The organism is Streptococcus suis (genome assembly GCF_002964045.1).
Classification (GTDB): Bacteria; Bacillota; Bacilli; order Lactobacillales; family Streptococcaceae; genus Streptococcus; species Streptococcus suis_U.
Genome location: NZ_POPB01000334.1, coordinates 1 through 289, shown reverse-complemented (window position 1 = coordinate 289; position 289 = coordinate 1). Strand labels below are relative to the sequence as shown.

Annotated in this window: 1 protein-coding gene; it reads right to left on the bottom strand. The window is 48.4% G+C overall.

Annotated features, from left to right (window positions below):
• Positions 1 to 289: adenylosuccinate synthetase (locus C1E99_RS06800; RefSeq protein WP_193441796.1), on the bottom strand; the 289-nt coding region annotated here is incomplete at both ends.

The window sequence follows — 289 nt, the reverse complement described above, 5'->3', positions numbered from 1 at the left end:
AAGGTTGAGATACGAACGCCGACCAATTCGCTGATACGACGAACATAGTTGCGAGCTGCTTCTGGCAATTCATCCAGGCTACGCACACCTGTGATGTCTTCAGACCAACCTGGCATTTCTTCATAGATTGGTTTGCAACGTTTGAGTTGCTCCAAGCTTGCTGGGTAGTGGTCAATACGCTCACCATCCAAGTCATAAGCCACGCAGATTTTCAACGTTTCAAGACCTGACAAGACGTCAATCGAGTTAAGGGACAAGTTGGTAATACCTGACACACGGCGGCTATGGC